This window comes from Arthrobacter sp. NEB 688, assembly GCF_013201035.1.
In the GTDB taxonomy this organism is placed as follows: Bacteria; Actinomycetota; Actinomycetes; order Actinomycetales; family Dermatophilaceae; genus Phycicoccus.
On record NZ_CP053707.1, the window covers coordinates 762,555 to 787,018 of the forward strand.

The following is a 24,464-nucleotide window of genomic DNA, read 5'->3' on the forward strand; positions in this document are numbered from 1 at the left end:
CACCGGTCGGGGATGACACCTGTCATCCGGGTGGACGGCGACGGTCGCCCCGATGACCGGTGCGTGCCGGGGGTGTCCGCTGTCGGTGCGGTGGGTAAGGATGGACGTCACGCCCGACCGGCCCGACCGAGAGGAGCGCCGCCATGTCCACCTCGACGTGGGACGCCAGCACCCTGACCACCCGCTACGACGAGGTCCGCTCGCACACCGAGACCCTCGCGGCTCCTCTCTCCCCGGAGGACCAGACCGTCCAGTCGATGCCGGACGTGTCGCCCACGAAGTGGCACCGCGCGCACGTCACGTGGTTCTTCGAGACCTTCCTGCTCAGCGAGCACGAGCAGGACTTCGCGCCCTTCCAGGACCGCTACTGGTTCCTCTTCAACAGCTACTACGAGAGCCTCGGCCCGCGCTTCTCCCGGGCCGACCGCGGCATCGTCACGCGCCCCGGCGCCCACGACGTCGGGGTCTACCGCGGCAACGTCGACGCGCGCGTGCGCGACCTCGTCCAGCGCCTCGACGAGGGCAGTCTCGAGAAGCTCGCGCCGACCATCGAGCTCGGCTTCCACCACGAGCAGCAGCACCAGGAGCTGCTCCTCATGGACATCAAGCACGTCCTCTCCCGCAACCCGCTCGAGCCCGTCTACGGCGGCACGCGCCCCGACCTCGGTGAGCCCGACGCGCTCGGCTGGGTCGACGTCGAGGGCGGCCTCGTCGAGATCGGCCACGAGGGCGAGGGCTTCTCCTTCGACAACGAGCTGCCCCGGCACCGGCAGTGGCTCGAGCCCTACCGGCTCGCCGACCGCCTCGTGACCAACGGCGAGTGGCTCGAGTTCATGGCCGACGGCGGCTACGAGCGGCCCGAGCTGTGGCTCTCGGACGGCCTCGGCCGGGTGCGGGCCGAGGGCTGGCGCGCCCCGCTGTACTGGACCGAGCACGACGGCGTCTGGCTCGAGCACACCCTCCACGGCACCTGGCCGGTCAACCCCGCCCTGCCGGTCAGCCACGTCAGCTTCTACGAGGCCGACGCCTTCGCGGCGTGGGCCGGCAAGCGGCTGCCGAGCGAGGCGGAGTGGGAGCACGCCGTCGTCGTCGACGGCCAGGCGGACGCCGCGCACTCCGGCGGCAACCTCGCCGACCTGCGCCACTTCCACCCGACCGCGGCCCCCGAGCGGGACGGCGAGCACCGGCTGCGCCAGGTGTACGGAGACTGCTGGGAGTGGACCTCGTCCGCGTACCACCCCTACCCCGGCTTCCACCCCCCGGCGGGCGCCATCGGCGAGTACAACGGGAAGTTCATGTCCAACCAGATGGTCCTGCGCGGCGGCTGCGCGCTCACCCCGCCGGCCCACGCCCGGCTCACCTACCGCAACTTCTTCCCGCACGGCTCGCGGTGGGCGCTCTCCGGCGTCCGCCTCGCCGACGGCGGGGCGCCCCAGACCCGTCCGGCGACCGGAGCCGACGCGTGAGCGGCGTCGTCGAGCCCCGCGTCCGGGTGCTGCTCGACCCCGACTGGGCCTCCGGGTCGCTCGTCGACGACGTGCGCCGCGGGCTCGGCGGCCGGCCGCGGCGGCTGCCCCCGAAATGGCTCTACGACCCGGTCGGCGCCGACCTCTTCGACGAGATCACCCGCCTGCCCGAGTACTACCCGACCGAAGCCGAGCGGGCCATCCTCACCGCGCACGCCGCTGAGATCGCGCAGGCCTGCGACGCCTCCACCCTCGTCGAGCTCGGCAGCGGCACGAGCGACAAGACCCGCACGCTCCTCGACGCCTTCCGCTCCCCGGAGCGCCCGCACGGCCCGCTCGCGCGCTTCGTGCCGGTCGACGTCTCCGACGGCACGCTGCGCGACGCCGCGTCCATGCTCAGCGTCCGCTACCCGGGGATGGCCGTCGAGGCCGTCGTCGGCGACTTCACCCTCCACCTCGGCCAGCTGCCGCGCGGCGACCGCCGGATGGTCGCCTTCCTCGGCAGCACGATCGGCAACTTCTACCTCGAGGAGCGGGCCGCCTTCCTCGGCGCCCTCGCCGACTCCCTCGACAGCGGCGAGTGGCTGCTGCTCGGGACCGACCTCGTCAAGGGTGCCGACCGGCTCGTCGCCGCCTACGACGACGCCGCGGGCGTCACCGAGCGGTTCATCCGCAACTGCCTGCTCGTCGTCAACCGCGAGCTCGGGGCCGACTTCGACCCCGGGGCCTTCAGCTACGTCCCGTTCTGGGACCCGCGGATGGAGCGGATCGACATGCGGCTGCGCGCGGAGGAGCCGCAGACGGTCACCGTGCCGGGCGCCGACCTCGTCGTCGAGCTCGCCACCGGCGAGGAGATCTGCGTCGAGATCTCCACGAAGTTCCGCCGCGAGGGCATCGCCGCCGAGCTCGGCGAGGCCGGGTTCACCGTCGAGCGCACGTGGACCGACGACGCCGGCGACTTCGCCCTGACTCTCGCGCGGCGCGACTGACGGCCCGCCCCCCCGCGGGCGCCGTCGGGTGCCCGCGGGGCCGCACGTTCCACACCGACCACGACCGGTCGGGCGCGCTGTCGCCCGCCCCCACGACGTCACGGAGACTGGGCAGATGCGACTCCACGGGGCCCACGTCCTGCTCACCGGGGCCACCGGGACGATCGGCACCCGCCTGGCCGAGGGCCTCGCCGCGCGCGGCGCCCGGGTCACCGTCACCGCCCGCGGCCGGGACGCACTCGACGCCCTCGCCGCGCGGACGGGCGCCCACCCCGTCGTCGCCGACCTGGCCACGCCCGGCGGCCCGGCCGAGCTGCTCGCCGCCAGCGCCTCCGCCCACGGCCCGCCCGACGTCCTCGTCCACAACGCCGCGGTCGAGCTCGTCGGGCGCCTCGACGACCTCGACGCCTCCGCCCTGGCGGACGCCGTCGCGCTCAACCTCCGCGCCCCGCTCGAGCTGACCCGCCTGGCCCTCCCGGGGATGCGCGCCCGCCGCCGAGGCCACCTCGTGTGGGTGTCCTCCCTCGCCGGGGTCGCGACCTTCCCCGGGCTCGGCCCCTACGGCGCCACGAAGGCCGGGCTGACCCGGGCTGCGGCCGGCCTGCGCCTGGAGCTGCGTGGCTCGGGCATCGGCACCACCGTCGCCGAGCTCGGGCCGGTCGACTCCTCGATGATGGACCGCGCCCGCCGGCACGCACCGGCCGAGGCGGCCTTCGCCCGGGCCCGTCGGCTGCGGGTCCTGCGCGACCTCGACCCGGCCGCGACCGCCGAGGCCCTGCTCGACGCCGTCGATGCCGGTCGGCCGCACGTCCGGCTGCCCCGGCGCGCGGCGCCCTTCGCGGCCCTCGCTGCGGCTCCGGGCCTCGCGGTCCGGCTCGCGCTCACCGGGATCCGCGGATGAGCATCCGGTCGACCCGCCGCAAGATCGCCGTCGCCACGTGGCGCCCGCCGGCCGAGGGACGCATCCAGGCCCGCACCGAGCTCGACGTCAGCGCGGCCCTCGCGCACCTCGAGCACCTGCGCGAGACCACCGGCGTGCGCGTCACGCTGACCCACCTCGTCGGCGCGGCCCTGGCCCGCGGGCTGCGCGAGGTCCCCGAGGCCCGGGCGCGCGTCGTGCTCGGGCGCCTGCACCCCATCGAGGACTGCACCATCGCTTTCGCCGTCGACATCGAGGAGGGGGTCGACCTCGCGCCGGTGCGCGTCGAGCACGCCGACCGGCTGACCCCGGTCGAGGTCGCGACCCGCGTCCACGAGGCCGTGGGCGCGGTCCGGGCCCGGCGCGACCGCCACCACCGCCGCACCAACGGGCTCGTGCGCATCGCCCCGTGGTTCGTCATGCGGCCCGTCATGGCGACGGCGAGCCTGCTCGTCGGCGGCCTCGGCCTGCCGGCGTTCGGCCAGCCCGGGCGACCCCTCGGCACCGGCTTCGTCTCCAACGTCGGGCCGCTGGGGCTCGACGAGGCCTACCTCGCGCCGGCCCCGTTCGCCCGCACGCCGGTCTACCTGTCGGTCGGGGCCGTCCGCGAGCGCCCGGTCGCCGTCGACGGGCAGGTCGAGGTCCGTCCGGTCGCCGTGCTCGTCGCGACGGCCGACCACCGCATCGTCGACGGCGCGCACGCCGGCCGCCTGCAGTCGACCGTCGTCGACCTGCTCACCCATCCCGAACGGATGGACACCCCCGCCTGACCCCGACTTCTTGCGAGTTCTGCCGGTCGACGCGCCGGTCCGGCGCGGGTCCAGCGGCGGAACTCGCAACCAGTGGGAGGGAAGCGGACGGGGTCAGGTCACTCGGGCGTGGGCCCGGTGCCCGCCTGCATGTGCTGGGCGAGGTACTGCTGGATGCTGATCCGCTCGATCGCCTCGAGCTGCGACTCGAAGAAGTCGGCGTGCCGCTCCTCGTCGCGCACCATCTCCTCGAAGATCGACGCCGAGCCGTGGTCGCCGAGGGCGTGGCACTCCTTGGCCGCCGCGTTGAACTGCGCGATGGCCTCGAGCTCGGAGGCGTGCGCGAGGCGCAGCATCTCCTCGGCGGTCTCGCCGACGCGGATGGCCCCGAGCTTCTGGACGTTCGGGTGCCCCTCGAAGAAGAGGATCCGGTTGATGAGGGCGTCGGCGTCCTTCATCTCGTCGATGGACAGGTCGTAGAAGACCTTGCCGAGCTTGGTGAACCCCCAGTTGTCGAGCATCCGCGCGTGGAGGAAGTAGGTGTTCGTGACGGTGAGCTCGAAGGTCAGCGCCTCGTTGAAGAGGTCGACGACCCGGCGGTCAACTGGCTGCACGGAGGTCCTCCTGGTCGGGGATGGCGGCCCGGCCGACGGTCAGGTGGTGCAGGTCGTCCATCGTGCGGGCCGTGAGGACGTCATGCTCGCAGACGAGGGCCTTGACGGTGAAGACGCAGCCCCCGCAGTCCGTCCCCGCGCCCGTCGTGCGGCAGACCTCGGCGAGCGTCGTGGCGCCGGCCTCGACGGCGGCGTGCACCGCCGTGTCGCTGACCACGCGGCACTGGCAGATGATCACCGCTGCTCCTCCTGGTTCCCGGCCCACGGGCTCCCGTGGTCAGGTATACCTAACCACATGAAGGTGAGGCTTACCTAAGCGTCCGCTGGGTGGGCGGACCCGGCCCGCTCCCATCGTCCCGCCGCAGCAGGCCGTCGGCGGCGCCCCGTGGCCACCGTCACCCCTGGCGCGACCACGGTCTCGGCTACACCGCAGTCAGTGTCGTTGTGGCAGCACTGACTGCGGTGTAGCCCGCACCGGGGTCGAGGAGGGGCGAGCGCCTTCCGGCGGAGGGCGGCCTACGGTGGATGCGTGCCGCCGCCGACCCGCCCCGACGTCCCGCGGATGCGTCGCGCGACCCCGGACGACGCCGCCGACCTGCGCCGGGTCTGCCTGCGGACCGGCGCGGCCGGCCGCGACGCCGCCGCCCTGCACGCCGACCCCGACGTGCTCGGCGAGGTCTGGGCGCAGCCCTACCTCCACGGCCCGGGATGCCTCGCGCTCGTCGTCGAGGACCGCCTCGGGGTCGCCGGGTACTGCGTCGCGGCCGCCGACACCGCCGCCTTCGAGGACTGGCTGGACGCGCGCTGGTGGCCGGCGCTGCGCGAGCGCCACCCGCGCGGCAGCGGCGCGACCCCGGCGGACGCGGCCGTCGTCGAGCGCATCCACACCGGCCCGCGCACCGACCCCGCGCTGCTCGCCACGCACCCGGCCCACCTGCACGTCGACCTCCTGCCGCGCCTCCAGGGCGGCGGATGGGGGCGCCGGCTCGTCGAGGCCGTCCTCGACGAGCTGGCGGGCGCCGGCGTCCCCGGGCTGCACCTCGGCGTCGACCCGCGCAACCCCGGCGCGATCGCGTTCTACCGCCGGCTCGGCCTGCGGCCCCTCGGCGGCGACGAGGGCGTCACCCTTCTCGGCGTCGACCTGCCGCGCCCTTAGGGCTGGGCACTCGGGCCGGCCGCACCGGCGACGTCGGACCGCAGCCCGGCCTCGACGGCGTCCAGCCAGCGGGTGACGTTCTCGCGGGCCTGCGGCGTGTCCGGGTACCGGCAGCGCAGGTGCAGCCCGGAGCCGTTGACGACGAACCAGACCATCACCCCGTCGGTGCGGATGCGCGCCGAGACGTACTGCAGCTCCAGCGCGGGGTCGAGCTCGACCGGCAGCCGGCGGGTGTCGAGCCACGAGACGGCGAACATCCCCGGCGCCTGCGGCATCCCGCCCCACGGCGCGAGGATCGGGGCGAGCGGCCAGGACCCGAGCGACAGCGCCTCGCGCACGGCGGTGGCGCAGGCGGCCGGCTCGGGGTCGAACGACTCGAGCACCGCGTTGGTGATGAACCAGCCGCAGGCGTCGTGCCACCGCTCCTCGTAGCGGCTGTGCACCGGGAAGACCGCCCGCAGCGGCCTCCCGGCCAGCTCGCGCGAGGCCCGGGTGAGCGCCGAGGTGGCCATCGCGACGATGCGGACGCCGTCGGCCCGGGCCCGCGCGGTCAGCCGGTCGACCCCGTCGGCATCGAGCACGTCACGGACCTCGACGACCTCGGGCAGCGGCCGTGAGACGTCGCCGAGCGGCAGCGGGAACAGCGGCATGACCCCGCCCTCGGCCTCGAGGACGTCGGCCCACCGGCGGCGGACCTCCCCGGGGGCGGGCGGGCGGTCCGCGAGCGCCGCCGTGTGCTCGGCGAAGGCCGGCGCGTCCGGCAGCCCGGCGCCGACCGGGCGACCCGCGACGACGTCGTCGAGGCAGGTGAGCAGGTCGCGGACGAGGACGACGAGGCTCCACATGTCGACGTGCGCGTGCTCGGCCGCGACGACGAGCACCGGGCGCGTCCCGTCGTCCGGCTCGACCAGGCAGATGCGGTGCGCCGGAGCCGCGTACGAGCGGCAGGTCGCGTCGAGGACCTCACGCAGCACCTCCCGTGCCGGTCGGCCGTCCGGCGCGTGCTCGACCCACGACCCCGGCAGCACCTCGACCTCGTGCAGCCCGACCTCGCCGGAGTCGTTGCGCGAGAACACCGTCCGCAGCGTGCCGTGCCGCCTGACGACGGCCCACCACGCCTCCCCGAGGGCGTCCGGGTCGACAGCCCCCGGCAGCCGGACCGCCACCGCCATCCACGAGCCGGGCCGGTCACCCTCGCCGACGTGGCGCCCCTGGTCGAACGAGACGGGCAGCGCCCGTCCGCGCGAGGGCGGCACGACCACGCCGAGGCTGCGGACGCGCCCGTCGGGGAGGGCCATCTGCGCGACGTTGGTCAGGCGCATGCCGCCGTACTCTAGGCGCATCCCCGACGACGGACGGCCCTGGAGGCGCGGTGCCCACGTTCGAGCTCGACGGCGCGACGCTCGACCACGACGTCGCCGGTGACGACGGCCCCCTCGTCGTGCAGCTGCACGGCCTGACCTCCTGCCGCGAGCGCGACGAGCGGATGGGGCTCGACCTCGCCCGCGCCCTGCGCCACCACCGGGTGCTGCGCTACGACGCGCGCGGCCACGGGCGCTCCACGGGCGACCGGCACCCCGCGTCCTACGCCTGGCACCACCTGGCCGAGGACCTCCTGGCGCTCCTCGACCACGTCGCCCCCGGCGAGACGGTGCACGGCCTCGGCCCGTCGATGGGCGCGGCGACGCTGCTGCACGCGGCCGTCCGCGACCCCGGCCGCTTCGCCAGCCTCACGCTCGCCGTGCCGCCGACGGCCTGGACGACCCGCCGCGCGCAGTCCGCGGCCTACCTCGCGAGCGCCGAGCTCGTCGAGCGCGAGGGCCTGGCCGCGTTCGTCGCCCGCGCGGCCACGACCGGTCCGCCCCCCGCGATGGCCGACGCGCCCCTGACCGAGCCCGCCGTATCGGAGCACCTGCTGCCGAGCGTCCTGCGCGGTGCGGCCTCCACCGACCTGCCGCCGGCCGAGGCGCTGACCGCCATCGACGTCCCCACCCTCGTCCTCGCGTGGAGCGACGACCCGGGCCATCCCCTGAGCACCGCGGCCCTCCTGCACGAGCTCGTCGACGACAGCCGGCTCGTCGTCGCCCGCACGCCCTACGGGATCATGGCGTGGCCCGGGCTCGTCGCCGACCACGTGGCCTCGCACGCGCGAAGGGCCCGTCACCCCCTGCGGTGACGGGCCCTCCGGCGTGGTGCGGCGAGGATCAGGAGAGCGTGTCCTTGATGTTCTCGCCGGCCTTCTTGGTCTTGGCCTCGGCCTGGTCGGCCTTGCCCTCGGCCTCGAGACGCTCGTTGTTCGTCGCCTCGCCGATGACCTCCTTGGCCTTGCCGGTGAGGTCCTGCGCGGCGTTCTTGGCCTTGTCAGCGATACCCATGATGGTTTCCTCTCTCTGGTGGTGATGGTTCGGTCGGGGTGGTGCGGGGTGACCCGGACGGGTCAGGTCGTGGCGGCGTTCCGCGGCGGACGGTGCACCTTCACGAGGTAGCGGACCGGCACGGCGCCACCGGTGGCGGTGGCCACCTCGGCGTCGACGGCCGCGAGGTCACGGCGCAGCTCGGTGAGCGAGGCGTCGTGGCGGGCGGTGACGGTGACCTCGACGAGCCCGGCGTCGGTGCCGGAACCCACGGATCCGGAGGCCGACTCGGTGGCCAGCCGGGTCTCCGCCGAGGCGGCGACGACGTCGGCGAGGGCGCCGAGGCGCAGGCGCAGGCGCCCGTCCTCACCGCTGCCCGGGAGCGAGATGGCCCGGATGCCGACGCGCTTGAGGTGCGCCGAGAGCCAGGACAGGCCCGCGAGGACGAGGACGACGCCGACGACGGCGACGAGCCAGGTCCACCAGGACGCGGCGGCCCAGGAGCCGGCGGCCGGGACGGCCAGGGTGTCGGCCGAGGGGGCGAGCACGCCCGCCCACCACAGGCCCAGGGCCACGCCGCCCGCGAGGAGCAGCAGGCCGACGACGAAGGTCAGGGTGCGGTCGAGCCGCATCGCGGAGCGGGTCATCGCTTGCCTCCCAGGGTCGAGACCTTGACGGACACGCGCGGGGTGGGGTCCAGGCCCTCGAGGGCGTCGCGGACGGCGTCCTGGACGGCGCCCTTCGCGCCGTCACGGGCGGTGTCGACGACGGTCACGCGCAGCTTGACGGAGCGCTTGGCGGCGCGGGAGCGGACGGTGACGACGCCGTCGACGTCCGAGGCCGCGATGTCGGCGACGCGGGCGACGTCGCGCGGCTCGAGCCACGCGTTCGTCCCGTCCCCGAGGGAGACCGCGGTGCGCGGCCGGCGGCCGAAGGCCCGCAGCACGAGCCAGAGACCGACGAGGGCCACGAGCACGGCGACCACGAGCACCCAGACGTCCTTGCCGACGCCGTCGGCGAGCCAGCTCGCGGCGGGCTCGAGCCACGACGGGCCGGGGACCCAGCCGAGCGCGACGAGCGCGTCACGGACGGCGACCACACCGAGCGCCACGAGGACGAGCGAGATGACGACTCCGGTCGCGGTGGCCGGGGGCGCCCCGGCCGGGGCGTCGACGGCAGGCGTCGTGACCTGCGCGTCGCGGGAGGTCCGGGCCGGCTCCGTCCGGGAGACCGGCAGGGTCTCGGTGGTGCTCATCGGTGCCTCCTGTCCTGGGGTTCGAGGTGGGTGACGGTCACGTCGACCGCGTCCACGGTGGAGCCGGTCACGCGGGTCAGCGTGTCGGCGACGGCGTCACGGACGGCCGCGGTCGCGGTGTCGAGCGGCGTGGGCCACGCGAGGGCGACGTCGAGGCGGACGCGCACGTGGTCGTCGCTGCGCCGGACCTCCACGCGGGGGAGCGAGCGCCCGACGAGCGCACCGGCGCCGCGGTGCTCGACCACGTCACGCGCGGCGAGGGTCGCGGCCCGTGCCGTCCGCTCGTAGACCCGGTCGTCGATGACGGTGCGTCCACGCGTGGCGGCCGGGGCGAGCCCGTCAGCCACGGTTCCGGTTCGGGACGAGGGCCCCGAGGTCGACCGAGCCGTCGCGCTGCGCACCGAGCAGGAAGCCGGCGCCGCCGAGGACGATCGCGAGGAGGAAGCCGCCGAAGCCTCCGGTGGTCGCCGCGAGGGCGAGGAGGAGACCGGCGATGAGGCCGATGACGGGAGTGTTCATCAGGAGCTCCGTTCGGGGAGGGGGTCGTGGGTGTTCTCGGGGGCCGGGGTGGTGGGCGGGTCGTCGGGGGCGTCCTGGACGACGTCCTCGACGACGACGGTCACCGGGCCGGGGCGGACGGCGGCGACGGCCTTGCGGACGTCGTCGGCGACCGTGCGGATGGCGGACTCGTGCTCGACGGCGAGGTGCACCTCGACGTGGTCGTCGGCGATGCGCAGCCCGGCGACGCGGCGCCCCGGCAGGAGCGTCACGGCCTCGCCGAGCGCACCCGCGTGGAGGTCGACCACGCCGGGGACGGCGCGCACCGCGGTCGCGATGCCGTCGACGAGCTCGTCGCGCTCGGTCACTGGACCCGCTCGGAGGTCTCGTCGGCGTCGTCGTCGAGCGCCACGTCGTGGACGGTGATGTTGACCTCGGTGACCTGGAGGCCGGTCATCCGCTCGACCGCCGAGATGACGTTGGTGCGGATGGCCTCGGCGAGGTCGGAGATCGCGACGCCGTACTCGGCGACGATGTCGACGTCGACGGCGGCCTGCTTCTCGCCGACCTCGACGCTCACGCCCTGGGTGTTGTCGACGCCCACACCCGAGATGCGCTCACGGATGGCGCCGACGGCGCGGGCGGCGCCGCGGCCGAGGTCGGCCACGCCGGAGACCTCACGGGTGGCGATGCCGGCGATCTTGAGGACGACGGTGTCGGCGATGACGGTGCGGCCGTGCGAGGTCTCGACGGAGCCCTTGTCGCTCGTCGTGAGGTCCTTCGCGGTGTCCTTGGCGTCCTTCGCCAGGTCCTTGGCGGTGTCCTTCGCGTCGTGCGCGAGGTCCTTGGTCGAGAACGAGCCGGCGGGGGTGCTGCCGGACTGGGGGGTGGCGGTGGTGTCGGTCATGACGTCAGCTCCTGGTGAGGTGGTCCGTTGTCGTTCACACCCTCAGTCGCGGTGGGGGCACGGATCCGCACGCGGACGTCGGTGTGAGCCGTGTCACATCCGCTCCGAGCGGGTAACCCTTGTGTCATAGAGCAGCGTTGTCGCAGGTGAGACGGCCGATGGGGCCGCCCGAGACGGAGGTACCGAGCCGCGTGACCGCGACCCTGCAGGGTGCGGCGACCTCGTCGCCCCCCGGCACCTCCCGCGACGAGGACCTCGCGCTGGCCCGCGCCGCCGCGCTCGGCGACCGGCGGGCCTTCGAGACCATCGTCGCCCGGCACGGCCCGGCCCTCACCCGCTACGCGCTGCGCGCCACGCCGGACCGCGGCGAGGCCGAGGACCTCGTGCAGGACGCGCTCGTCGCGGCGTGGCAGTCGCTCGACCGCTTCGACGGCCGCTCGGCCCTGCGGACCTGGCTGTTCGGCATCCTCGTGCACAAGGTGCAGAGCTCGCGCCGGCGCCGCAAGGCCGTCCCCGTGACCGACGAGGTCCTCGACCGGCCCGACGACGCCGACCCGGTGCAGGCCGCCTCGGACCTCGAGCTGCGCGACGCGCTCGAGGCCGCGCTGCGGGCCCTCCCGGAGCGCCAGCGCTCGGTCTGGGTCCTCGTCGAGGTCGAGGGCCTGAGCCAGGCCGAGGTCGCCGAGGTGCTGCACACCACCCCGGACACGGTCCGGGGCCAGCTGTTCCGCGCACGACGCGCGCTCGCGGAGGGGATGAAAGAGTGGCGGGCATGACGGGCACGGACCCGGCGGCGGAGCGGCCGCTGACGACGGACGAGGAGGCCTTCCTCGCCCGGTCCGCGCGCCTGCTCGCGTCCGAGGACCCGGAGTCGTTCATCGACGTCTCGGCGCGCGTGCGCTCCACCGTGCGCGCCACGACCCGCCGCTCGCGGCCGGTCCACGCGACCTTCCCCTCGCCCGCCGGGGACGACGACGTGCTCGTCGTGCGCGAGTGGGTGCTCGTCGGGGTCCTGCGCGAGGCGGTGTCGGCTCTCGTCGGCGTGACCCCCACGCAGATCCGCGTCGGCCTCGAGGACGACCGCTGCACCTCGGTGGCCGTGCACGTCACCGCCACGTACGGCGCGATCCTCGCGGATGCCGCGAGCGCCGTCCGCACGACCGTCGCGCGCGCGGTCGTCGAGACGCTCGGGGCGGACGCGCTGGCGTCAGACGGTGTCCCGGTCGAGGTCACCATCGACGACGTCATCGTCTGACCGACTCCCGGCACGACCGCCGGCGTGCAGGATTCGACACATTCGACGAAAGATGCACGCCCGCCCGCCCGACCGCCGGCGTGCAGGATTCGACACATTCGACGAAAGATGCACGCCCGCCCGCCCGACCGACGGCGTGCAGAAATCGACGCTTTCGACCATTGATGCACACCCACCCGACCGCAGGCGTGCAGCATCTGACGCTGTCGACGATCGATGCACACACCGGAGCTCCCGGAGCCGGGCGAGGCTCCGACCGTGGCGCCGCTCCTGGCGCCGGATGTGGGGTGATCACCCCACGTCGGACGCCACCACCCGCACCACGACCGACGGCGTGCAGACATCGACACCGTCGACGATTGATGCACACACCCACCCGACCGCCGGCGTGCACAAACTGACGCTTTCGACGATCGGTGCACGCTTGCGGTCGTCAGGGACCGGTCGTGTCGGCAGCGTCGTCGGCGGGCTCGGCGGGCTGCCAGACCGGCGGGTCGGCCGGCGTGAGGGCGCGGTCGTCCTCGGCGAAGGTGCGGATGCGGCCGACCTCGGTGTTGGGCCCCTCGAACCGGACGGTGACGCGGCCGACCCCGCTGCCCTGCACCCACCCCCGGCCGTGCTCGGCGTGCTCGACGTCCTGGCCGGGACGCCACGGCGAGCGGACCGCCGGCCCCTCGGTGTCCACCTCGCCCCTGGCCACCGGCGGCTCGTCGACGGGCAGCGCACCGCCCCCGGCATCCGGCCGGACGAACTCGTCGTCGTCCTCGACGGTGCTCGTGCGGACAGGCGTGGGGCGGTCGTCGAGCAGGCCGTCGAGCAGGTCCGGCTGCGTGTAGAGCGACAGGCCCGAGACGCCGACCCCGAGCAGGCGCAGGCCGTCGGCGACGTCGAGGCCGTCGAGCAGCCGCAGCGCCTGCCGGGCCACGACCGAGTCCGCGTCGGTCGGCTGGTCGAGGGTCGTCGAGCGGGTGAGGGTGCTGAAGTCGTGGCGCCGCGCCTTGAGGACGACGGTGCGCCCCGAGAGCCCGTCGGCGCGCAGCCGCTCCCCGACCCGGTCGGTCAGCCGGCGGACGTGCTCGGCGAGGCGGACCCGGTCGGTGACGTCGGTCTCGAACGTCGACTCGGCCGAGACCGACTTGGCCGCGCGCTCGGTCACCACCTCGCGGTCGTCCTCACCCCGGGCGAACGCGTGCAGCTGCGTGCCGTGCGCCTTGCCGAGCAGCGCGACGACCTCGTCGAGCTCGAGCGCCGCGAGCCGCCCCACCGTCGCGATGCCGTGCGCCGTCAGCCGCGCCGCGGTCGCCGGGCCGACCCCCGGGATGGCGCGCACGGCCATCGGGGCGAGGCGCTCGGCCTCCTCGCCGGGCGGGACGACGATCTGGCCGTCGGGCTTGGCGAGGTCGGAGTGGATCTTGGCGACGAGCTTGCTCGTGCCGGCGCCCACCGACGCGGTCAGCCCCGTGCGGGCGTGGATGCGGGCGCGCAGCCCCTCGACGAGCTCGCCGACGAGGGCGACGTCGGCCTGCGGGTGCTCGGGCGTGAGGTCGAGGTAGGCCTCGTCGATGGAGACCTGCTCGACGAGGGGCGTCAGCTCGCGGACGAGATCCATCACGGCGTGCGAGGCGTCGCGGTAGGCCTCGAAGCGCGGGCTGAGGAAGGCGGCGTTCGGGCAGCGGCGGCGCGCCTCGGCGGTCGGCATCGCCGAGCGGAGGCCGAAGACGCGCGCCTCGTAGGACGCCGTCGAGACGACACCACGCCCGCGGACCCCGCCGACGACCACGGGCTTGCCGCGCAGCGAGGGCTTGTGCAGCTGCTCGACGGCCGTGAAGAACGCGTCGAGGTCCAGGTGGAGGATCACCGGACGCGCGCGCACGCCCCCAGTCTGCCTCCGCCCACCGACGCCGACCGGCCGGGCCACCGGGCCACCGGGGCGCCCGGCCCGGCGCCGGTCGGTCGGGGTCAGTCGCGGGCGAGGCGCTTCTGGCGGCGGGAGTCGCCGGCGTACAGGGCCCAGGCCATGAGCGCCGGCTGGAAGGCGAGGCGGGCCAGGCGCTTCTCGTCGGTGTCCAGCCCGAAGCCGTCCTTGCGCTCGAGCCACTGCGCGACGTTGCCCGGGAAGACGGCGAGGAAGAACAGCGCACCGACGCGGCCCATCGTGGCGCGCGACGGCTGCCGCCACGTGAGGAGGGTCGCGGCGCCGAGCGCGATCTCGGCGTAGCCCGACCACACGACGACGTCGTCCGGGTCGAGCGGCATCCACTCGGGCACCTGGGCCTGGAACTCCTCGCGCTTGCTCGTGAGGTGCGCGGTGCCGGCCCCCACGAGCGCGGCGCCGAGCGCGATCTTGCCGATCGCGCGCAGCGTGCGGCCGGTCGCCTCGCGCCGGGTGGGGGTCTCGTCGTCGTGGTGCGTCATCCCCCCAGTGTGGGAGGTCGGCGGCCCGCGCGGGGGCGACGGTGCCGGTGGGGTCGGTCTCCACACGACCTCCACACGACCTCCGCCGGCTCGCCCCACGCCCCGGCCGGCCCGGCGGTCAGGATGGGGGCATGGCACCGGGGGATGACGAGGTGGGGGACCGGGCGCAGGCGCGCCCGCGCGACACGACCGTCGTCGGATGGCTCGTGCTCGTCGGCGGGCTGCTGTGGATGGTGGTCGTGGGGTGTGCGGCCGCGCCGTTCTGGGGGTTCTTCCTCGCCGAGCCGTCGTGCCTGGCGGCGGCCGCCTGCACCCGCGGGGACCTCGGGCAGCACCAGCAGGAGGCCTGGGCCGCGCTCGGGCCGCCGATCCTGCTCGCGGTCGTCGGCGCGGCGCTCGTCCTCGGGGGAGCGCTCGGCACGGGTCGGCCGGTCCTCGACCGCGACCGTGGGACCTTCTGGCTCGTGCACCGCACCGTGCTCGTCACCGTCGGCGTGCTCGCCGTGGCGGCGATCCCGCTGTTCGCCGTGACGGTCGTGGCCGCGCCCCTCGGCGCCGCGGGGCTGGCGGTCGTCCTGACGCTCCTCGGAGTGGCCCTGCACGCCGCCCTGCGACCCCGGCCCCCGCGGCCGCACACGGGCGTCAGCCGCGAACACCCCACGCGCTGAGGGACGCCGCGAGCATCCGGGCGGTGCGCTCGAGGTCGGCCGCGGTGGTCGAGAGCGCCCGGTCGAGGGGTCGCGGCCCGTCGCCCACGGGCCAGACCGCCACGAGGTCGTCGAGCACGCGCTCGTGGCCCGGCCCGAGTGCCCCGACGAGCGCGACCGTCGGCACCCCGGCGCGCGCGGCCACCCGGGCGACGCCCACCGGCACCTTGCCCGATGCCGTCTGCCCGTCGAGCCGGCCCTCCCCGGTGATGACCAGCCGGGCTCCGGCACAGGCGCTCTCGAGACCCACCGCGTCCGCCACCAGGTCGACCCCGGACGTCAGCCGGCCCCCGAGGACGGCCTGCACCGCGTAACCGATGCCCCCGGCCGCGCCCGCCCCCGGCTGCTCCGGGTCGCCCCCGACGAGCGCGGCGAACCGGGCCAGGACCGCGTCGAGGGCCTCGACGTCGGCCGGGCGCGCGCCCTTCTGCGGGCCGAAGACCGCTGCGGCGCCGGCCGGCCCGGTGAGCGGGTTGGTCACGTCGCACGCGACGTCGAGGCGCACCTCGCGCAGCCGGGGGTGCAGACCCGTGACGTCGACGGAGGCCACGTCCCGCAGCCCATGGGGCGTCGCCGGGACGGGCGCGCCCTCCGCGTCGAGGAGCGCGACCCCGAGCGCGGCGAGCATCCCGGCGCCCCCGTCGGTCGTCGCGCTGCCGCCGAGCCCGAGCACGACCTCGTCGGCGCCCGCGTCGAGCGCGTGCCGCAGGAGCACCCCCGTGCCCGCGCTCGAGGCCCGCCACGGGTCGAGCTCGCGGCGCGTGAGGCGCTCGAGCCCCGACGCGGTCGCGACGTCGAGCGCCACCCGCACCCGCCCGGAGCCGTCCGGCCCCAGCACGCCGTAGCCCGCCGCGACCGGGCGGCCGAGCGGGTCCGGCGCCTCGACCTCGATCCACCGACCGCCGGTGGCCGCGACCATCGTCCGGGCCGTGCCCTCGCCGCCGTCGGCCATCGGCACCTCGCGGATCTCGCTGTCCGGCAGCGCCGTCCGCCATCCGCTCGCGACGGCCGCCGCCACCTCGGCCGCCGCGAGCGCGCCCTTGAACGAGTCCGGCGCCACGACGACGACCGGGCCGGAGGGCTGGGACGGCGAGGTCACGCCCCCACCCTGCCGCAGGGGGACACGTCCGGCCACCGCCGTCACCGACGGTCGGCTCCAGCAGATCTCCACATCCCCCGCACCCGCTCGCCACGCGGCCCGGGCGGGACGCCCGGCACGATGGGCACATGACGCCGTGGGGGAGAGTCGCGACGACGGTCGGCGCCGTCGTCGCGCTGTCGACGGCCGGGGGGTGCGCGGCGCTCGGGACGGACCCGGTGGACGGTGTCGCGCTCGACTCCCTGACGCACGGGCTCGACCGGGCGCTGGCCGGCCTCGAGGTCCGCGACGCTCGCGCCGTCGAGGCCCTCGTCCGGGACGCGCGGCCCACCGTCGTCGACCCGGAGCGCACCGACAGCGGTGTGGGCCAGGTCGAGTACGCGACCTACGGCGCCGCCCGCCACTCCGCCGACGCACCGGTCGCGGTCGTCGTGTGGCACCGCACCGTGGGCGGCGGTCCGTTCGTCGACGACGGCGGTGTCTGGCACGTCGTCTGCGCCCGCCTGTCGCTCGACCGCTCACGCGCGGCGTTCGCCGCCGAGCCGGTCGGGTGCCCCGGCGGCGTCGAGGACGAGCCGAGCCCGCCGGTCGACGACGCGGCCGCCCCGCACCTGGACCTCGAGGCCCGCGACGACGCGGACCTCGTCGTCGGCACCCCACCGCGGCGGGGCAGCCCGGCCGCGGTCCTGCGAGCCACGGCCCCGGGCGAGGCCGACCCCTGCGCCGCCGAGGACCTCGACCTCGCTCTCGGTCCCCCGCAGCGCCTCACGGGCGTCGACGCCGTGCCGCTGCGCGTCGTCAACACCGGCGTCCTGCCCTGCCGCCTCGCGCCGGTGACCGGCCTCTCCCTCACCGGGGACGACCCCGAGGTGCCCGTCCGCCCGCCCGCCGCGGACGGCACCGTGGTCCTCGCCCCACGCGCGTCGACGCGCGCCCTCCTCACGTGGCGGCCGAGCGAGGCGGTCGACCGCGGCGTCGTCCAGCGGGTCTCCCTCACGGGCCCCGCGGGTGACCTGCCGCTCGTCGTCCGGCACGGCTCGCCGGGCGGGCCCGTCGTGATGACCCCGGCCCCCGGCGCCGGCGTCACCGTCTCCCGGTGGCAGCGGCCCGGCTACGGCGTCGAGGCCGGCGACGACCCCGTGCGGCCGGACCTCGCCACGTCCTGCGGTCCCGACGAGCTCGCGGTGACGAGCGAGCGCGCCGAGCCGTTCTCCGGGTCGCCCGCCCCGCCCTCGGTGGAGGTCCGGACGACCGGCGTCACGCCGTGCCTGCTCGTCCCGAGCGTGGTCGCGCTCCCCGCTGGCGTACCGGACGCCGTCGACGGCCCGCCGGTGCTGCTGGCGCCGGGGGAGTCGACGCCGGTCACGACCGTGGCCGCCGGACCGGACCGGCCGGGGCAGGTGCTCGTCGCCGACCGGTGGGTGGCGGTCGGGCGCACGTCCTGAGCGTGGCTAAACCCTCGTCCGCTCCTCCTGACAACGCGGTTACCGGTCGGTACGGTGACCGGGTGAAGCGGCCCGACCTCACCGTCCTCGCCATCCCCGCGTTCGTCGGGGCGATGGCGGCCGAGTACTGGTGGCAGAAGCGCCACCCCGCACCGGCCGGGACGACGCGCGCCGGCGACTACGAGCTCGCCGACACCGTGGCCAGCCTGACGATGGGCGTCGGCAGCCTGCTCGCGCCCTTCGTCGCGCAGCGCCTCCTCGACCCGGTGACCCCCGGGAAGGGCCGGGGCGCCCGGTGGCTGATGGGCACGGCCGTCGCCGCGAGCGCCGCCACGACCGTGCTCGACGTCGTGCGTCGGCACCGGGCCGAGGGCGGCCTGCCGGCGGCGGGGAGCATCCCCGAGGAGGCCCGGCAGGTGCGCCGCACCGGCGACGCGTCCGACGCAGGCCCCGACGCCGTCCCCGTGCTGCGCCGCGTCACCGGCGGGACGGCCGTCGCCGCCGTCGCGGCCACCGCGCTGACGGTCGCGACGACCTGGTCGGCGCAGACCAGCGGCACCCGGCTGTTCGCCACGAACCGCCGCGACCTCGGCACCGGGCTGCTGGCCAACGCGGTGGCGCTGCTCGGCTGGGACGCCATCTACTACTGGAACCACCGCTTCAACCACGAGAGCCGCTGGCTCTGGGCGATGCACGTCGTCCACCACAGCAGCGAGCGCTACAACCTCTCGACCGCGCTGCGGCAGCCGGTCGCCGAGGGCGTGACGATGAGCGTGCCGTACGGCCTGCTCGCGCTCGCCGGGGTGCGGCCGAGCGTGATCGAGAACGCCCGCGCGCTCAACCTCATCTACCAGTTCTGGATCCACACCGAGGCGGTCCGCTCGATCGGGTGGCTCGAGAAGGTCCTCAACACCCCGTCGCACCACCGGGTGCACCACGGCTCCAACTCGCGCTACCTCGACCGCAACCACGGCAGCATCCTCATCGTGTGGGACAAGCTGTTCGGCACGTTCGAGGAGGAGGACGAGCCGGTCGTCTACGGGCTGACGAAGAACATCGGGACCTACGACCCGGTCGTCATCGCCACCCACGAGTGGCGCGACATCGCGCACGACGTCGCGGGGTCGCAGACCTGGCGCGACCGCTGGTCCTTCCTGCTGCGCGGGCCCGGCTGGGCCTACGACCGGCACCGCGCCCTGGCCGCCGCGGGCGACCCGGCGATGGAGCCGGCGCCGCCCGCCCCCGTGGCCGCCTGAGCCGCGGTCGGGGGCAGGGCGACCCGTCGCTCAGAAGGCGTACGCGCCGAACCGGCCCCACGCGACGAACGCGGCCAGGAGCAGCAGCACGACGTTGATGCCGATCATCTGCGTCTCCCCGCGCCGGCCGTGGACGACCGCGGCACCGAGCATGGTCAGCGCCAGGCCGGTGGCCGCGAGCGGGACGAGCACCGGCGCGATGCCGGTGACGGCGGGCAGGACGAGGCCGAGCGCGCCGAGCACCTCGACGGCGCCGATGCCCTTGACCGCGCCGGGCGAGAAGTCCTCGACCCAGGCGAGGCCGGACTCGGCGAGCGCCGCCTTCGGGCGGGTGAGCTTCATGGCGCCGGCGGCGAGGAAGGCGAGGGCGAGCACGACGGCGACGACCCAGAGCACGATGTTCACGGTGGTTCCTCCAGTGATGGCTTTCAGTTCATGCTTGAACTAACGACCAGCATGGGGCATTCCCCCTCGGCCCGTCAAACACTTGCGGGATGAAGTAACGTGCCGCGCATGGTCGACGACGCACCCCGCTGGCTGGACGCCGACGAGCAGCGCGCCTGGGTGCTCCTGTCGCAGATGACGATGCGCCTGCCGAGCGCCCTCGAGAGCCGGATGCAGGCCGTCGCCGGGCTCGGCTACTTCGAGTACCTCGTGCTCTCGGGCCTGTCGATGGCCCCCGGCCGGCGGATGCACCTCAAGGACGTCGCCCGCTTCAGCGGCAGCTCGCTCTCGCGCCTGTCCAACACCGTCCGGCGCTTCGAGGAGCGCGGCTGGGCCCGGCGCGAGACCGACCCCGACGACGGCCGCTCGACGTACGGGGTGCTCACCGATGCCGGCCTCGAGGTCGTGCGCCGGGCCGCGCCGCTGCACGTCGAGGAGGTGCGCCGGCTCGTCCTCGACCCCCTGACCGCCCGCCAGCTCAGCGTGCTCGGCGAGGCGTCGCGGCGGATCCTCACGGCCGTGGACCCGGGCGGCCCGATGCTCCCGCAGCCCACCCACCCCGACCCGGAGTGACCGGCGTCACGTCACCCGCGGCGTGCGGATCGGCCGGCCCCTCGCGACTCAGCAGGTGAACAGGGACCGCACCGGTCCCCATCCCGACCACGAGGAGGCCCTCATGGCCAGCAGCAAGAAGTCCGCGTACACCGCCCTCGGCTGGGTCGCCTGGCAGGCGCTCGCCAAGGTCGGCGTGCCGCTCGCCAAGCGCAAGGTGTCCAAGCGCCGCCACCCGCGCTGACGCCCGCGTCACCCGTAGCGCCCACCACGGGCGCGGCCACCCGCGCTGACGACAGCGCACCCCGAGGACCCGCCGGTGCACCCGGCGGGTCCTCGCGCGTCCCACCCCCTCACGCCCCCCTTCCTCCCGCTCTTCCGCGAACGTGTGTGAGCTCGCCGGGGTTCACCGGCGTGTTCACACACGTTCGCGCGGTGGCGGGGGACAGCGCGCGATTTCATCCCTACCCTGACGTGAGGGTAGGGTTTGCCCGGTCCCGCCCCCGACCGGAAGTCCTCCCGTGCCGCCCACCGAGCCCACCCCCGACCTGCAGATCGGCGACGTCGCCGAGCGCACCGGGCTGAGCCTCAGGACGATCCGGCACTACGAGGAGGTCGGGCTGCTGCCCGAGTCCCGCCGCAGCCCCGGCGGCTTCCGCCTCTACGGCGAGCCCGCCGTGCGCCGGCTCCTGCTCATCATGCAGATGAAGCCGCTCGGCTTCTCGCTCGAGGAGATGGCCGACATCATCGCGCTCCGCGAGCGCCTCGCCTCGCCCCGCCTCTCCGAGCGCACCCGCGCCGGCGTCGTCGAGCAGCTCGCCGCCTACCAGGCCCTCGCCGACGACAAGCTCGCCGACCTGCGCCGCCGCGTCGACAGCGCCGAGCGGTTCGCCCGCGAGCTGCAGCACCCCCTCGCCTGACCCCAGCCCCATCCCCGCCGGCCGCGCCGGCCCCCGACCACACCCGGTCGACGACGCCCGGGATCCCCGCCCGCCGCCCCGCGGGCCGACCGCCGAAGGCCATCCACCGTGTCCGACACCCTCGCCCCGCCGCGCCCCGCCGGCGACGTCACCTCCGTCCGCGCCGCCCTGCGCTCACCCCGCCGCCTGCGCACCGAGGTGCTCGCCGGCCTCGTCGTCGCCCTGGCCCTCATCCCCGAGGCCATCGCGTTCTCGATCATCGCCGGCGTCGACCCGCGGGTCGGCCTCTTCGCCTCGTTCACGATGGCCGTCTCGATCGCCTTCCTCGGCGGCCGCCCGGCGATGATCTCCGCCGCCACCGGCGCGGTCGCGCTCGTCATCGCCCCCGTCGTGCGCGAGCACGGGATGGACTACCTGCTCGCGACCGTCGTGCTCGGCGGCGTCATCCAGGTCGTCCTCGGGCTGCTCGGCGTCGCCCGGCTCATGCGGTTCGTGCCGCGCTCGGTGATGGTCGGCTTCGTCAACGCGCTGGCCATCCTCATCTTCCTGTCGCAGGTGCCGCACCTGCTCGGGGTGCCGTGGGCGGTCTACCCGCTCGTGGCCGCCGGGCTCGTCGTCATGGTCGCGCTGCCGCGGCTGACGACCGCCGTCCCCGCCCCGCTCGTCGCCATCGTCGGGCTGACCGTCGTCACGGTCGGCTTCGCCATCGCCGTCCCCACCGTCGGCGACGAGGGCCGCCTGCCCGACAGCCTGCCCTCGCTCGTCCTGCCCGACGTCCCGCTCACCCTCGAGACGCTGCGCATCATCGGACCGTACGCGCTCGGGATGGCGCTCGTCGGGCTCATGGAGTCGCTGATGACCGCGACCCTCGTCGACGACGTCACCGACACCCGTTCGGACAAGACCCGCGAGTCGTGGGGCCAGGGCGTCGCCAACGTCATCACCGGCTTCTTCGGGGGCATGGGCGGCTGCGCGATGATCGGCCAGACGATGATCAACGTCAAGGCGTCCGGCGCCCGCACGCGGATCTCGACCTTCCTCGCCGGCACCTTCCTGCTCGTCCTCGTCGTGGGGCTCGGCGACCTCGTCGGCATCATCCCGATGGCCGCGCTCGTCGCCGTCATGGTCATGGTCTCCGTCGGCACGATGGACTGGCACAGCATCCGGCCCTCGACGCTGCGCCGGATGCCGCGCAGCGAGACCGCCGTCATGGTCGTCACCGTCGCGGTCGTCGTCGCCACGCACAACCTGGCCATCGGCGTCGTCGTCGGGGTGCTCGTGGCGATGGCGCTCTTCGCCCGCCGGGTCGCGCACCTCGTCCGGGTCGTCGAGGTCGAGCAGCCGGACGCCGACACGCGCGTCTACGCCGTCGAGGGCGAGCTCTTCTTCGCCTCGAGCAACGACCTCGTCGGCCAGTTCGACTACGCCGACGCCCCCCGCCACGTCGTCGTCGACCTCAGCCGCGCCCACGTCTGGGACGCCTCGACCGTCGCCACCCTCGACGCCATCGAGACGAAGTACGCCGCGCGCGGCACCGAGGTCACCTTCCGCGGCCTCGACGCCGTGAGCGCCGCCCGGCACGAGCGCCTCAGCGGGAAGCTCACCGCCGGCCACTGACCCGTCCCCGCCCCGCCCCTTCCTGCGAACGTGTGTGAAGAACGTCGGTCACCCCGCGGGGCGCTCACACACGTTCGCGAAAGGGGTGCAGTCCCCCGGAACGAGGACGACCCCGACCAGAACCCGGTCGGGGTCGAGCTCGTGCTGTGCGCAAGGACGGATCACCACACGCTTCCGTGGGAGATCTCCCCGAATCCGTCTGCTGGTCAGGTGCGTCCATGCTTCGTCCCGCATCGCGCCCGGGCCCGGCTGCCCCAGTCCTCCTGTGGCTTTCCCGGTCAAGGAGGCGATCCAGCGTGACCTCACCCACCTCGTCGACCGGCTCGCGGCGGCGCTGCCCCATCTGCGCCGGGACGAGCTGAACCTGCGCCACGCGGCGGTGCTCGGCGCCGTGGGCGCGGTCGCCACCGGTGGCCTCGCACCGGCCGCGGGCCCGCTGGCCCCGGCCTCGGTCGACATGCTCGTCGCCTGGGTGGTCGGTGGCCTGCGCGCCCCGGGCGCGGCCGGCACCTCCTGACGGCGTCGGGGTCCCGGACCTCCGCGACGTCCCGAGCAGGACGGCCGCGACGACCACCACCCCGACGACGACCAGGGCCACGACCCACCACGGCAGCTGCGGCCGCCATCCTCCGGCCGCCCGTCCGGCGACGTACCCCGCCGCGACCTCGGCGCCGGCCCAGAGCGACCCGGCGACCGCGCTGGCCGCCGCCACCCGGGCCCGGGACACCCCGGCCGCCCCGGCCAGGTGCGGGACGAGGGTCCGGGCCACCGGCACGAAGCGGGCGACGAGGACGGCGAGCGCGCCGTGCGCGGCGAGGACGCCCTCCGCGCGGTCCCACACCGCCGGCCCGACCCGGCGGCCGAGGCGCGACGTCCGCAGCCGGGGGCCGAGGACCCGGCCGGTCGCGAGACCGAGCTGGTCACCGACGACCACGGCGAGCACGAGGCTCGGCAGCAGGACCCCGACGTGCAGGACGCCGGCGGCCGCGAGCGCACCAGCGGCGAGCACCACGGACAGCGAGGGCAGGACGGTCCCCACGAGCAGCGCCGACTCGCCCCCGACGACGAGCACCACGACGAGGTGGACGGCGACGGGTGGGAGGTCGCGGACGAGCTCCAGCAGGCGGTCGGTCACGACGCGCTCCGCGACGCGGCGCCCGGCACACAGCCAGCCCCGGGACGCGCGACGGGCTCCTCGACGTGGTGCACGCGCGCCGGAGGAAGGTTGCGCCACACCGTGGTCGACGAGGTCTGGCGACCACGATGGTGCGCTGCGAGTACCCGGGCAACTTCCCGGTGACGCCGCACCTCCTGCGGCGACGACGTCACGCGGCGCAGCATCCCGGTCCCCCGGTAGGCGAAGTACGCGAGCCGCCCGGACGGCCGCAGCCACGCCGAGTAGAGGCCGAGGATGTGCTCGACGTCCGCGGGCTCGAAGTTGGTGAACGGCAGGGCCGAGACGACGTGGTCGTAGGACGCGTCGTGGCGCAGGTCCTGGACCCGTCCGCAGACCACCCGGACCTCGACGTCCCCCCCGGCTGCGGCCACGAGCCGGCCGAGGTGCGCGGCGAAGCGCGGGTTGGCCTCCACGACGTCGAGGTGGCTCCCGGCCGGCAGCCCGCGGCACAGAGCCCCGGTCACCCGCCCGCTGCCTGCGCCGACCTCGAGCACGCGCACCGGACGACGCGCCGCCAGGGCCGGTCGGCTCAGGGCGTCGACGAGCGCGGCCCCGCTGGGGGCGACGGCGCCGGTGGCGGCGGGGTCGCGCAGCGCCTCGCGCAGGAACAGGCGCAGCTCGCCGAGGGGACGCGGCGTGGTGGTCGGGCCAGAGGACGGGGTCATGCCTC

30 protein-coding genes and 1 pseudogene are annotated in these 24,464 nt (G+C 75.4%); 15 read left to right on the forward strand and 16 right to left on the reverse strand.

Annotated elements, in window-relative coordinates; all coding sequences use genetic code 11:
- Window positions 1–143 precede the first annotated feature (143 nt).
- The 4 genes from egtB to HL663_RS03695 all read left to right on the forward strand — a co-directional run bounded on the left by egtB (window position 144) and on the right by HL663_RS03695 (window position 4,144).
- Window positions 144–1,466 carry an ergothioneine biosynthesis protein EgtB gene (egtB, locus tag HL663_RS03680; protein ID WP_173027118.1) on the forward strand — a complete coding sequence of 441 codons (1,323 nt, stop codon included), beginning with the start codon at window positions 144–146 and terminating at the stop codon, window positions 1,464–1,466.
- Window positions 1,463–2,455 (forward strand): L-histidine N(alpha)-methyltransferase, encoded by a 993-nt coding sequence (gene egtD / locus HL663_RS03685; RefSeq protein WP_173027119.1) that lies wholly within the window; start codon window positions 1,463–1,465, stop codon window positions 2,453–2,455. The genes egtB and egtD overlap by 4 nt, the downstream gene beginning before the upstream one ends.
- A 115-nt stretch (window positions 2,456–2,570) precedes the next feature.
- Window positions 2,571–3,356 carry an SDR family NAD(P)-dependent oxidoreductase gene (locus tag HL663_RS03690; RefSeq protein WP_173027120.1) on the forward strand — a complete coding sequence of 262 codons (786 nt, stop codon included), beginning with the start codon at window positions 2,571–2,573 and terminating at the stop codon, window positions 3,354–3,356.
- Window positions 3,353–4,144, forward strand: a complete 792-nt coding sequence (locus HL663_RS03695) for a 2-oxo acid dehydrogenase subunit E2 (protein WP_173027121.1) — start codon at window positions 3,353–3,355, stop codon at window positions 4,142–4,144. The genes HL663_RS03690 and HL663_RS03695 overlap by 4 nt, the downstream gene beginning before the upstream one ends.
- 98 nt (window positions 4,145–4,242) lie before the next feature.
- On the opposite strand, the gene bfr is transcribed toward HL663_RS03695, so the two are convergent.
- Together bfr and HL663_RS03705 are read right to left on the reverse strand one after the other, a co-directional pair.
- Window positions 4,243–4,737, reverse strand: coding sequence for a bacterioferritin (bfr, locus tag HL663_RS03700; RefSeq protein WP_173027122.1), 495 nt, complete (start codon window positions 4,735–4,737; stop codon window positions 4,243–4,245).
- Window positions 4,724–4,975, reverse strand: coding sequence for a (2Fe-2S)-binding protein (locus HL663_RS03705; protein ID WP_173027123.1), 252 nt, complete (start codon window positions 4,973–4,975; stop codon window positions 4,724–4,726). Before HL663_RS03705 ends, bfr begins: the two co-directional genes overlap by 14 nt.
- A 291-nt stretch (window positions 4,976–5,266) precedes the next feature.
- Between HL663_RS03705 and HL663_RS03710 the strand changes: the two genes are divergently transcribed.
- The gene (locus HL663_RS03710; protein WP_286175907.1) at window positions 5,267–5,893 is read left to right on the forward strand and encodes a GNAT family N-acetyltransferase; all 627 of its coding nucleotides are present in this window, start codon (window positions 5,267–5,269) and stop codon (window positions 5,891–5,893) included.
- Here HL663_RS03710 and HL663_RS03715 read toward each other — a convergent pair.
- Complete coding sequence (locus tag HL663_RS03715) at window positions 5,890–7,215, reverse strand: condensation domain-containing protein (RefSeq protein WP_173027124.1); 1,326 nt, start codon at window positions 7,213–7,215, stop codon at window positions 5,890–5,892. The two genes, HL663_RS03710 and HL663_RS03715, sit on opposite strands and share 4 nt — an antisense overlap.
- Before the next feature lie 50 nt (window positions 7,216–7,265).
- Here HL663_RS03715 and HL663_RS03720 point away from each other — a divergent pair, with 50 nt between their 5' ends.
- Complete coding sequence (locus tag HL663_RS03720; RefSeq protein ID WP_173027125.1) at window positions 7,266–8,069, forward strand: alpha/beta fold hydrolase; 804 nt, start codon at window positions 7,266–7,268, stop codon at window positions 8,067–8,069.
- A gap of 28 nt (window positions 8,070–8,097) precedes the next feature.
- On the opposite strand, the gene HL663_RS03725 is transcribed toward HL663_RS03720, so the two are convergent.
- The 7 genes from HL663_RS03725 to HL663_RS03755 form a co-directional block, all read right to left on the reverse strand.
- Window positions 8,098–8,268 carry a CsbD family protein gene (locus HL663_RS03725; protein WP_173027126.1) on the reverse strand — a complete coding sequence of 57 codons (171 nt, stop codon included), beginning with the start codon at window positions 8,266–8,268 and terminating at the stop codon, window positions 8,098–8,100.
- A 62-nt stretch (window positions 8,269–8,330) separates the two neighbouring features.
- Window positions 8,331–8,894, reverse strand: coding sequence for a YbaB/EbfC family nucleoid-associated protein (locus tag HL663_RS03730; protein ID WP_173027127.1), 564 nt, complete (start codon window positions 8,892–8,894; stop codon window positions 8,331–8,333).
- The gene (locus HL663_RS03735) at window positions 8,891–9,502 is read right to left on the reverse strand and encodes a DUF6286 domain-containing protein (protein ID WP_173027128.1); all 612 of its coding nucleotides are present in this window, start codon (window positions 9,500–9,502) and stop codon (window positions 8,891–8,893) included. The genes HL663_RS03730 and HL663_RS03735 overlap by 4 nt, the downstream gene beginning before the upstream one ends.
- On the reverse strand, window positions 9,499–9,849 hold the full coding sequence (locus HL663_RS03740; RefSeq protein WP_173027129.1) for an Asp23/Gls24 family envelope stress response protein: 351 nt from the start codon (window positions 9,847–9,849) through the stop codon (window positions 9,499–9,501). The genes HL663_RS03735 and HL663_RS03740 overlap by 4 nt, the downstream gene beginning before the upstream one ends.
- Entirely contained in the window at window positions 9,842–10,021 is a 180-nt protein-coding gene (locus HL663_RS03745; protein ID WP_173027130.1) for a DUF2273 domain-containing protein, read from the reverse strand. The genes HL663_RS03740 and HL663_RS03745 overlap by 8 nt, the downstream gene beginning before the upstream one ends.
- On the reverse strand, window positions 10,021–10,368 hold the full coding sequence (locus tag HL663_RS03750; RefSeq protein WP_216842669.1) for a hypothetical protein: 348 nt from the start codon (window positions 10,366–10,368) through the stop codon (window positions 10,021–10,023). The genes HL663_RS03745 and HL663_RS03750 overlap by 1 nt, the downstream gene beginning before the upstream one ends.
- Complete coding sequence (locus tag HL663_RS03755) at window positions 10,365–10,907, reverse strand: Asp23/Gls24 family envelope stress response protein (RefSeq protein ID WP_173027131.1); 543 nt, start codon at window positions 10,905–10,907, stop codon at window positions 10,365–10,367. The genes HL663_RS03750 and HL663_RS03755 overlap by 4 nt, the downstream gene beginning before the upstream one ends.
- Before the next feature lie 191 nt (window positions 10,908–11,098).
- Between HL663_RS03755 and HL663_RS03760 the strand changes: the two genes are divergently transcribed.
- Both HL663_RS03760 and HL663_RS03765 read left to right on the forward strand, forming a co-directional pair.
- On the forward strand, window positions 11,099–11,683 hold the full coding sequence (locus HL663_RS03760) for an RNA polymerase sigma factor (protein ID WP_216842670.1): 585 nt from the start codon (window positions 11,099–11,101) through the stop codon (window positions 11,681–11,683).
- Entirely contained in the window at window positions 11,680–12,162 is a 483-nt protein-coding gene (locus HL663_RS03765) for a hypothetical protein (protein ID WP_173027133.1), read from the forward strand. The genes HL663_RS03760 and HL663_RS03765 overlap by 4 nt, the downstream gene beginning before the upstream one ends.
- A gap of 433 nt (window positions 12,163–12,595) precedes the next feature.
- On the opposite strand, the gene HL663_RS03770 is transcribed toward HL663_RS03765, so the two are convergent.
- The gene (locus HL663_RS03770) at window positions 12,596–14,035 is read right to left on the reverse strand and encodes a DNA polymerase IV (protein WP_173027134.1); all 1,440 of its coding nucleotides are present in this window, start codon (window positions 14,033–14,035) and stop codon (window positions 12,596–12,598) included.
- An 86-nt stretch (window positions 14,036–14,121) separates the two neighbouring features.
- Complete coding sequence (locus tag HL663_RS03775; protein WP_173027135.1) at window positions 14,122–14,577, reverse strand: DoxX family protein; 456 nt, start codon at window positions 14,575–14,577, stop codon at window positions 14,122–14,124.
- A 131-nt stretch (window positions 14,578–14,708) separates the two neighbouring features.
- On the opposite strand from HL663_RS03775, the gene HL663_RS03780 reads away from it, so the two are divergent.
- Window positions 14,709–15,245, forward strand: a complete 537-nt coding sequence (locus tag HL663_RS03780; RefSeq protein ID WP_173027136.1) for a hypothetical protein — start codon at window positions 14,709–14,711, stop codon at window positions 15,243–15,245.
- Here HL663_RS03780 and HL663_RS03785 read toward each other — a convergent pair.
- Window positions 15,220–16,383, reverse strand: coding sequence for a glycerate kinase (locus tag HL663_RS03785; RefSeq protein WP_173027137.1), 1,164 nt, complete (start codon window positions 16,381–16,383; stop codon window positions 15,220–15,222). The genes HL663_RS03780 and HL663_RS03785 overlap by 26 nt on opposite strands.
- Before the next feature lie 128 nt (window positions 16,384–16,511).
- On the opposite strand from HL663_RS03785, the gene HL663_RS03790 reads away from it, so the two are divergent.
- Both HL663_RS03790 and HL663_RS03795 read left to right on the forward strand, forming a co-directional pair.
- Window positions 16,512–17,828 carry a DUF4232 domain-containing protein gene (locus HL663_RS03790; protein ID WP_173027138.1) on the forward strand — a complete coding sequence of 439 codons (1,317 nt, stop codon included), beginning with the start codon at window positions 16,512–16,514 and terminating at the stop codon, window positions 17,826–17,828.
- Window positions 17,829–17,890: 62 nt separating this feature from the next.
- Window positions 17,891–19,084 (forward strand): sterol desaturase family protein, encoded by a 1,194-nt coding sequence (locus HL663_RS03795; protein WP_216842671.1) that lies wholly within the window; start codon window positions 17,891–17,893, stop codon window positions 19,082–19,084.
- A gap of 30 nt (window positions 19,085–19,114) precedes the next feature.
- Here the strand turns inward: HL663_RS03795 and HL663_RS03800 are convergent, their stop codons facing one another.
- Complete coding sequence (locus tag HL663_RS03800) at window positions 19,115–19,489, reverse strand: DoxX family protein (RefSeq protein ID WP_173027139.1); 375 nt, start codon at window positions 19,487–19,489, stop codon at window positions 19,115–19,117.
- 108 nt (window positions 19,490–19,597) lie between these two features.
- On the opposite strand from HL663_RS03800, the gene HL663_RS03805 reads away from it, so the two are divergent.
- The 4 genes from HL663_RS03805 (at window position 19,598) to HL663_RS19320 (ending at window position 23,134) form a co-directional block, all read left to right on the forward strand.
- Entirely contained in the window at window positions 19,598–20,101 is a 504-nt protein-coding gene (locus tag HL663_RS03805; protein WP_173027140.1) for a MarR family winged helix-turn-helix transcriptional regulator, read from the forward strand.
- Between the two features lie 500 nt (window positions 20,102–20,601).
- Complete coding sequence (locus HL663_RS03810; protein WP_286175910.1) at window positions 20,602–21,000, forward strand: MerR family transcriptional regulator; 399 nt, start codon at window positions 20,602–20,604, stop codon at window positions 20,998–21,000.
- Window positions 21,001–21,108: 108 nt separating this feature from the next.
- Window positions 21,109–22,617, forward strand: a complete 1,509-nt coding sequence (locus HL663_RS03815) for a SulP family inorganic anion transporter (RefSeq protein WP_173027141.1) — start codon at window positions 21,109–21,111, stop codon at window positions 22,615–22,617.
- A 265-nt stretch (window positions 22,618–22,882) separates the two neighbouring features.
- Window positions 22,883–23,134, forward strand: coding sequence for a hypothetical protein (locus HL663_RS19320; protein WP_286175911.1), 252 nt, complete (start codon window positions 22,883–22,885; stop codon window positions 23,132–23,134).
- A 192-nt stretch (window positions 23,135–23,326) separates the two neighbouring features.
- Here the strand turns inward: HL663_RS19320 and HL663_RS19445 are convergent.
- Window positions 23,327–23,851: pseudogene (locus HL663_RS19445) on the reverse strand (DedA family protein); the annotation flags it as partial.
- On the reverse strand, window positions 23,749–24,459 hold the full coding sequence (locus tag HL663_RS03825) for a class I SAM-dependent methyltransferase (protein ID WP_173027143.1): 711 nt from the start codon (window positions 24,457–24,459) through the stop codon (window positions 23,749–23,751). The gene HL663_RS03825 and the pseudogene HL663_RS19445, both read right to left, overlap by 103 nt.
- Window positions 24,460–24,464: the final 5 nt, after the last annotated feature.